Raw genomic sequence first — 8,512 nt, 5'->3', positions numbered from 1 at the left:
CCCCGAGCGCGTCCGGAACGACGGTCACCGGAAAATCACGATCATGCGCGCTCCAGGTCCCGCGACCCGCCGCCGAGGGTGAGGTACACGTCCTCCAGCGAGGGAGTGGCGAGACTGAAATCGTCCAGCGCGGCGAACGCCGGGCCGGCGGTCAACCGGCCGAGGGCGTCACGGGCCGCGGCCGGAGCCAACCGGATGGTCCACCGCCGTCCGTTGACCACGGCGAGCGCGGCCAACGTCGCGACGGTGGGATCGTCCGCGGGCGGGTCGTGGCGCCACGCGAGGTCAAGCCGGACGTCACCGGACAACGATGCCTTGAGCTGGCCCGGAGTGTCGCAGGCGATCACCCGCCCGGCGTCCAGGACGGCGACCCGGTCGAGCACCGACTCCGCCTCGAGGACGTTGTGCGTGATCAGCACGACGGTGACACCGACGGTGTCCCGGCGACGTTGCAGCGCCGACCACACGGCCCGCCGGGCGACGGGGTCGAGGCCGGTGGTTGGCTCGTCGAGGACGAGCATCGGCCGGTCCCCCACCAGGGTGGTGGCGACACACGCCAGCCGGCGTTGCCCACCGGACAGCTTCGACAGCGGGCGATGCGCCACCGCCTCCAGACCAAGCTCGCCGAGCACGGCGTCACGGACCGCCCGCACGGCGGAGCGGGGGACACCGCGCATGCGGGCGGTGGTCGCCACGGCCGTGGCGACCGGCAGCTCGGCCAGCGCGAGATCATCCTGACCCAGGTAGGCGGCGAGCCGGGCCGGCAGACCGCGGGCGGCCAGCACGTCGCGGCCAAAAAGGGTAATCGTGCCCGCGTCCGGCCGCAGCAGACCCATCAACTGGCGGACCAGCGTGGTCTTCCCGGCGCCGTTCGGCCCGAGCACCCCGAACACCTCGCCCTGCCGGACGTCGAGATCGATCCGATCATTGGCGAGAACGGCATGCTCACCCGTCCCGTGCCGCCGGGTGAGCCCGCGGACCGCGTAGCTCAACACATCGACCATTGTCGCAGTCGGATCCGGTCGATGGTCCCGGGCCGGCGACGGGCGCTGATCACACCGCGCTGCTCATCCACACCACGACGTCGAGCATCCGCAGCGGGGTGATCGGGGGACCCGCGACGGGTACCAGCGCCCCGAGCCGGCGGAACTCCTCGGCGTTCTCCCGCAGGTCGTACTGCATCGCGCGGATGAGCAGGCCCATGTACTGCCGCCAGGACCGCCCGTCCCGCGGCGACGGCGGGACGCAGTCCTCGTGCTGGTAGAAGATCCTCACCTTGGAGTCGAACAACGGGACCAGGGCGGGCCGCTTGCGGTGCAGCACCTTGGCGATGAGGGAGCCCTTGACGTCCCGGTCGGAGACGTCCGGGTCGTCGAGGGGGTCGTAGAGCGCGGCGACCAGATCGAGGGTGGCCTCGTCGGCCTCGATGAGCTCGATGCCGGGAGGAAGCCTGTCCAACGCCCGCTGTAGCAACGGCATCAGTGCGGTGAGCGTGTGCATCCGATCCACGTCCACGTGCACGCCGAGCAGGCACGGGGCCAGGAGATCCCCGGTGCACAGCAGATCCGGATCACTATTGGTGACCAGGCCGTCGTAGTACGGGTAGGCGTAGCGCAGACCTCGCTTGCGCGGCCCCAGGTACTCCTCGAGCAGGCTCTCCGCGTCGAAGACCTCCCGGGTGCCCTTAGCCAGCTTCAACCTGGGTCTCCTCATCATGATCCGTGAACTCCCCGGCCGGTCGCAACCCCAGGTGACGAAGCCGGTCTCCCCCCCTCATCTTCTCCTGTCCCGGTCGACGATGGCGCAGGGGTCGGGTGCCACGCCAGAACGGTCACCGTCCGCCACCCGTGCCCGGCACACCGTCCGATCATGCGGACGGTCTCGACCAGGTCAGCGACGGTCCGGGGACAGTGGGATGAATCTCACACCCGGTGGCCCGCTTCCCGGTGGGGCCGGGTCCACCACCCGCACCCGAGGATCGGTTTCGAGCTGCGAGAGCCGGCCGGCCGGGGCGCGGACCACCGCGGCGAACAGACATCCACACCCGGCCCGCAGGTCGCTCGCCGCTCGCCGCTCGCGGTCGGCGGCGGCAGTGTCGCCGACCTGCGTGTCGGCAGCGGCTCGGGCGTCCGCCTGGGCCGCCGCCGACCCGAAGGCGGCCCGGACGTCGGCCACCGGATCGCGCACGAGGGCCTGCTCCTGTTCACCCCCGATACCGGCGGTGAAGAACACCTGCACGGTCCGGAAGTCGCCGAACACCTCGAGCAGGTCGGCGGGGGTGCGGGGCGCGGTGAGACTGGCCACGGCGTAAAGATCGGCGCCGGGGGCGGCCGAGGTCAGCGACGCGAGGTTCTGCCGGCTGGCGCCGAGGTAGTCGGCGACCGGGTCGTTCGGCCCGGGGCCGATCGTCACCACGGGCAACACGGGCGCCGCCGGCTGGTTCGCGGACGTCGGCGCCTCCCCGGTCGCCGGGGAGGACCGTCCGGACGACGGAGCATGATCGACGCCCTGCAGGATCGCGGCCGTCGCGCTCACCACGATCAACGCGACGAGTCCGAGGACAAGCATCCGGACGCCCCATTCCACCACCCCGCCGGGCGTGACTCCGGCCACGTCGAGCAGGGCCGGCGGACCGTCATCGTCGTCGGAGCCGGCAGGCGAGGGACGGGCCCGGTCCCGGGTCCGGCGGACCCGACCGATCTCCCGCGCCGCCAGGCCCACCATCCGCGCCCGGACGATCGCGATCGCGCGAGAGGTCGCCGGCAGCGTGCGGGCGTCGACCCGATCGAGCAGCGCCCCCAGCTCGTGGACCGGTGGGCGCACGGTGGGCCACCCCCGGCCGGCGGGGGCCTGGGCCGGCACCGCTCCCCCAGGGGCCGCGGGAGCGGGCACCGGCGCCGAGGTCGCCTCCCCGAGCGTCGCCGGCTCCGTCATGGCTGGTCCCGCAGTCGTTCCACCGCCTCGGCCAGGTCAGCCGGGTCCGGGCTGGTGAACTCGACCCGTCCGCCGTGACCGGGATGATCGAAGGACAGCTGCGCCGCGTGCAGCCACTGGCGGGTCAGGCCGAGCCGCTCGGCGAGCGTGGGGTCGGCCCCGTAGGCGAGGTCCCCGACGCACGGGTGCCGCAGGGCGGACATGTGCACCCGGATCTGGTGGGTGCGCCCGGTCTCCAACCGCACGGACAGCAGGGAGGCGGCCCGGAACGCCTCCTGGAGGTCGTAGTGGGTGATACTCGGCTTGCCGTCCGCGACGACGGCGAACAGCCCCGGCCGGCGCGGATGCCGGTCGATCGGGGCGTCCACGGTGCCCCGCAGCGGATCGGGATGGCCCTGCACCACGGCCCGGTAGCGTTTGTCCACCGCACGGTCACGGAACGCCCGTTTCAGCAGGGTGTACGCACGCTCGCTCTTGGCGACCGCCATCACCCCGGTGGTACCGACGTCGAGACGGTGCACCACCCCCTGACGCTCGGCCGCGCCCGAGGTGGAGAGGCGGTATCCCGCGGCCGCCAACGCCCCGATCACGGTCGGTCCGGTGAAGCCGGGCGCCGGATGCGCGGCGACCCCGACCGGCTTGTCCACGACGATGATGTCGTCGTCGTCGTAGAGGATGCCGAGACCCTCGACCGGCGTGGGTTCCACCGCCACCGGACGCGGCGGGGCGGGCAGCCGGACCTCCAACCAGGCACCGCCGCTGACCCGGTCGGACCGGCCCCGGACCTTCCCGTCAAGGCTCGCCTGGCCGTCGTCGACGAGCGCGGCGGCCACGGTCCGCGACAGCCCGAACATCCTCGCGATCGCCGCGTCGAGACGGACGCCGTCGAGCCCGTCCGGGACCGGTAGGGACCGCAGGTCACCGCCCGTGATGGTCACTGCCCCCGCCGACGGGCTGATGCTCGGCGTAGCGCGTGCCGTCCAGGCCCACGCCGCGCAGGGACAGGATGACCGCGAGCACGCCGCCGCAGACGATCGCGGAGTCGGCCACGTTGAAGATGGGCCAGTAGTGGAGGTGAACGAAGTCCACGACGTGACCGCGCAGGGGACCCGGCGCGCGGAAGATGCGGTCGGCGAGGTTGCCCACCGCCCCGCCGAGCAGGGCGCCGAGCACGAGAGCCCACCCCACCGACCGCAGCCGGCGGGCGGTGAACACCACCACCGCGACCACGGCCAGGGCGACCAGGCTGAGCAGCACCGTTGCACCGCCCGCGAGGCTGAAGGCCGCTCCGGAGTTGCGGGTGAGCTCTAGGTCGAGCAGGCCGGGGATGACCTCGACAGGCCCCCGGTCGGACAGGGTGGCCACCGCGACGTGCTTGGTGATGATGTCCGACAGCAGGACGATCGCCGCCGCGACCGTCAGCGTGGCCACCGCCCGGCGGGAACCGGCGGTCGGGCGAGCCTCGTCCCGCCCGCGCGGCACCGGCGCCGGCCCCCCGGGCGGGGCCGAGGGCTTCGTGGGCATCGCCGACGCGACGGGCCCCGCGCCCGGGGCGACGCCCCCCGGCGCGGCCGCTGCGTGATCGGCGGAATCTTCGGACACACCGCTCCCGATGGTCGGCACCTCTCCTACCGGACCACTCTACGACCCCGGGTCCCGACGATGAACCGGCCGCGCGGCGAAGGGCCGAGCCGGGGACGGGACCACTCGTCCCGTTGAGCTACGCTCATGGGCAGCGGTACGGCGTGGACGGGGACGAGTAGCGGCGGGCGCAGCCCGAGCGAGCCGGGGTCGGTGGAAGCCCGGTGGCCAGCGCGTCGCGAAGATCACCCCCGAGCCGCCGGAAGAACGGGATCCGGTCGACCATCGGGTCCCCAGTAGATCCGGCCACCGCGAGGACAACGAGGGGCCATCCCTCGGCCCGATCCGGCCGAGCGGGTGTGCAAGGAGGGTGGTACCGCGGTACCCCCGGTCCGGGCAGGACAGGCGGCCGGCGCATCGGCCGGATGGTCACTCCCGGGGCCGGTGAGGCGTCGTCCCTCCGTTGGAGAGCCAGCCCGACGGAGATCACGACTATGGAGACCGGGTCCCCACGATGAGCACCCCCCTGCGGCATCCCACCTTCGCTCCGCTGCCCGCCCAGGTGGACCTGCCCGCCCTGGAGCGGGAGACGTTGGCCCGCTGGCGCGACACCAAGGTGTTCCACCGTTCGTTGGAGGCCACCGCGGACCGCCCGCTGTGGGTTTTCTACGAGGGCCCGCCCACCGCCAACGGCAGGCCGGGGGCGCATCACGTGGAGGCCAGGGTCTTCAAGGACCTGTTCCCCCGCTACCGGACGATGAAGGGCTACCACGTTCCCCGGCGGGCCGGCTGGGACTGCCACGGGCTGCCCGTCGAGCTCGCGGTCGAGAAGGAGCTCGGCTTCACCAGCAAAAACGACATCGAGGCGTTCGGCATCGCCGAGTTCAACGCCCGGTGCCGCGAGTCGGTGCTGCGCCATGTCGCGGACTTCTCCGCGATGACCGAGCGGATGGGCTACTGGGTCGACCTCGAGGGCGCCTACCGCACCATGGACACCAGCTACGTCGAGAGCGTCTGGTGGTCGCTCAAGCAGATCTTCGACCAGGGCCTGCTGGTCGAGGACTTCCGGGTCACCCCGTACTGCCCGCGCGACGAGACGCCGCTTAGTGACCACGAGGTGTCCCAGGGCTACTCGGACGTCGACGACCCCTCGGTCTACGTCCGTTTCCCGCTCGTCGCCGACGCCCTCGGCCTCGCCGGGCAGGGCGCGCAGCTGCTGGTCTGGACGACGACCCCGTGGACACTGGTGTCGAACACGGCGGTGGCCGTTCACCCGGAGGTGGAGTACGTCCTGGCCCGCGCGGGGGATGGGGAGTTGTTCGTCGTCGCCGAACCACTGGTCACCGCGGCCCTCGGCGAGGACGCCGAGATCGTCGAGCGGTTCCGCGGGGCGGAGCTGGCCGGTGCCCGCTACACCCGCCCGTTCGAACTGCTGGCGGCGGAGCGGTTCGCGGCCGGCACCGGCGTCCCGCACTCGGTCGTGCTCGCCGACTACGTGACGACCACGGACGGCACGGGCCTGGTCCACCAGGCGCCGGCGTTCGGCGCGGAGGACCTGGCGGTCTGCCGGGCGAGCGGGCTGTCGGTGGTGAACCCGATCGGGACGGGCGGCCGCTTCCTCGCCGACGTCCCCTTGGTCGGCGGGATGTTCTTCAAGGATGCCGACGCGCCGCTGACCGCCGACCTGCGCGCACGGGGCCGGCTGTGGCGGGCGTCGACGTATACGCACAGCTACCCGCACTGCTGGCGCTGCCACACACCGTTGATCTACTATCCGCTGCCGTCCTGGTACATCCGGACCACCGCCATCCGCGACGAGCTGCTGGCGCAGAACGAGCGGACGACCTGGCACCCCGAGCGGATCAGGACCGGTCGGTACGGCGAGTGGCTGCGCGGCAACGTCGACTGGGCGCTGTCCCGCAACCGATACTGGGGGACACCGTTGCCGGTCTGGCGCTGCGACGACGACCCCACCCATCTGGTGTGCGTCGGGTCACTCGCCGAGCTCTCCGAGCTCGCCGGGCGGAACCTGGCCGACCTCGACCCGCACCGCCCGTTCGTCGACGAGGTCACCGGGACCTGCCCGACCTGCGGCGGCGTCTCGCACCGGGTGCCCGAGGTGATCGACGTCTGGTACGACAGCGGCGCGATGCCGTTCGCCCAGTGGGGTGCCCCGCACCACAACCTCGAGGAGTTCACCCGGCAGTACCCGGCGCAGTACATCTGCGAGGCGATCGACCAGACCCGCGGCTGGTTCTACACGATGATGGCGGTCGGCACGCTGGTGTTCGGCCGCTCCTCCTATGAGACGGTGCTCTGCCTCGGCCTGCTCCTGGACGCCGACGGCCGCAAGATGAGCAAGCATCTCGGCAACGTGCTCGATCCCTTCGAGCTGTTCGAGCGGCACGGCGCGGACGCGGTCCGCTGGCTGATGCTCGCCGGCGGCTCGCCGTGGGCGGACCGCCGGATGAGCCACGAGGCGATCGAGGACATCGTCCGCAAGGTCCTGCTCACCTACTGGAACACCGCGTCGTTCTTCGCCCTCTATGCCGGGGCGGCCGGCTGGCGGCCGGGCGCGAGCCCAGGCGCGGGCGCGACACCGCCGGCCCGGCGGCACGTGCTGGACCGCTGGGCGCTGTCCGAGCTCGCGGCCACCGTCGCCGAGGTGGACGAGGCGCTGGAGAACTTCGACTCGCTGCGGGCCGGGCGGCGGATCGCCCGGTTCGTCGACGACCTGTCCAACTGGTACGTCCGCCGGTCCCGCCGCCGGTTCTGGGCCGGCGACGCCGATGCCCTGGACACCCTGCACACCTGCCTGGACGCACTGACCCGAGTGATGGCGCCGTTCACGCCGTTCCTCACCGACTGGCTGTGGTCACGGCTGTTCGCCGACGCCTCCCCGCAGACCCCCGACTCGGTGCACCTTGCCGCCTGGCCCGAGCTCCCCGGGGGGCTGCACACGCCGGAGCTCGCGGAGCAGATGGATCTCGTCCGGCGGATCGTGGAACTCGGCCGTGCCGCCCGGGCCGCCAGCGGGATGCGCACCCGCCAGCCGTTGCCGCGGGCGGTCATCGGCGCGAGTGCCTTCGACGAGCTCTCCCCCGAGCTGATCGCGCAGATCACCGAGGAGCTCAACGTGACCACGGTGGAGCCGGCGACCTCGGAGGTCGTCGACATCTCGGTGAAGCCGAACTTCCGGGCCCTGGGGCGGCGCTTCGGCAGGAACACCAAGGCGGTCGCCGCGGCCATCGCGGCCGCCGGTCCTCCCGTCAACGGCCGGCTCACCGTCACCGTCGACGGGGAGGAGGCCGAGCTGTCCGGGGACGAGCTGATCATCACAGAGACGCCGCGGCAGGGCTGGGCGGTCACCGCCGAGTCCGGGCTCTCCGTCGCCCTCGACCTGGAGATCTCCCCGGAGCTCGCCCGCGACGGGCTCGCCCGCGACGTCGTCCGGGTGCTCCAGGACGCGCGCAAGGCGGCAGGGCTGGAGATCACCGACCGGGTGGACGTCTCCTGGGCGGCGACGCGCGAGGAGACCGCACTCGCGCTGCGTACCCACGGTCAGACGGTGGCCGAGGAGGTGCTGGCGGTCTCCTTCACCGAGGTGGCCCGCACGGAGCTGCCTGCGACGCAGCCGCGGGAGGCGGGAGCCCGCTCGGCGGCCGAGGAGCTGGGCCTGGCGTTCACGCTCACCCGGCACGAGACGACCGGCGGCTGAGACCGAGGCCCGAGGTCAGCGAGAGGCCCGGCGTACTGCTCCCGCCGGGAGCAGCGCCGCGGCGACCAGCGTCAAGATCATGGACGCATAGACGAAACCGCTGCCGGCAAGAATGCCGACCACCGCAAGAACCGTACACAGAGCAAGAACTGCTCCACAAAGCGTCAGCATCTCTCGATCACCCCATCACGAGACCGCCCGTCGGCTCCGGCCCCGTCCGCGCCGGTGCCGAGGGCCACACCAGACTCGCCGAGGGCCGCGCAGCGGATGATCAGAACT

Annotated in this window: 7 protein-coding genes; 1 reads left to right on the top strand and 6 read right to left on the bottom strand. The window is 72.5% G+C overall.

Translation table 11 applies throughout. The features are described from left to right. Positions 1–41: 41 nt before the first annotated feature. The 6 genes from AC08OP_RS16100 to AC08OP_RS16075 form a co-directional block, all read right to left on the bottom strand. Positions 42–1,004, bottom strand: coding sequence for an ABC transporter ATP-binding protein (locus AC08OP_RS16100; protein ID WP_462188896.1), 963 nt, complete (start codon positions 1,002–1,004; stop codon positions 42–44). Between the two features lie 49 nt (positions 1,005–1,053). Beyond that, positions 1,054–1,698 carry a DUF6308 family protein gene (locus AC08OP_RS16095; protein WP_476614949.1) on the bottom strand — a complete coding sequence of 215 codons (645 nt, stop codon included), beginning with the start codon at positions 1,696–1,698 and terminating at the stop codon, positions 1,054–1,056. Positions 1,699–1,890: 192 nt separating this feature from the next. Continuing rightward, the gene (locus AC08OP_RS16090) at positions 1,891–2,934 is read right to left on the bottom strand and encodes a hypothetical protein (protein ID WP_476614948.1); all 1,044 of its coding nucleotides are present in this window, start codon (positions 2,932–2,934) and stop codon (positions 1,891–1,893) included. Next, positions 2,931–3,872 carry an RluA family pseudouridine synthase gene (locus AC08OP_RS16085; protein ID WP_476614947.1) on the bottom strand — a complete coding sequence of 314 codons (942 nt, stop codon included), beginning with the start codon at positions 3,870–3,872 and terminating at the stop codon, positions 2,931–2,933. The genes AC08OP_RS16090 and AC08OP_RS16085 overlap by 4 nt, the downstream gene beginning before the upstream one ends. Further along, positions 3,853–4,536, bottom strand: a complete 684-nt coding sequence (locus AC08OP_RS16080; RefSeq protein ID WP_476614946.1) for a signal peptidase II — start codon at positions 4,534–4,536, stop codon at positions 3,853–3,855. The genes AC08OP_RS16085 and AC08OP_RS16080 overlap by 20 nt, the downstream gene beginning before the upstream one ends. A gap of 124 nt (positions 4,537–4,660) precedes the next feature. Next, positions 4,661–4,801 carry a hypothetical protein gene (locus AC08OP_RS16075; protein WP_462203491.1) on the bottom strand — a complete coding sequence of 47 codons (141 nt, stop codon included), beginning with the start codon at positions 4,799–4,801 and terminating at the stop codon, positions 4,661–4,663. 228 nt (positions 4,802–5,029) lie between these two features. On the opposite strand from AC08OP_RS16075, the gene ileS reads away from it, so the two are divergent. Next, positions 5,030–8,233 (top strand): isoleucine--tRNA ligase, encoded by a 3,204-nt coding sequence (gene ileS, locus AC08OP_RS16070; RefSeq protein WP_476614945.1) that lies wholly within the window; start codon positions 5,030–5,032, stop codon positions 8,231–8,233. Positions 8,234–8,512: the final 279 nt, after the last annotated feature.

The organism is Frankia sp. CeRuru1 (genome assembly GCF_977966315.1).
This window is presented reverse-complemented; position numbering and strand designations above follow the sequence as displayed.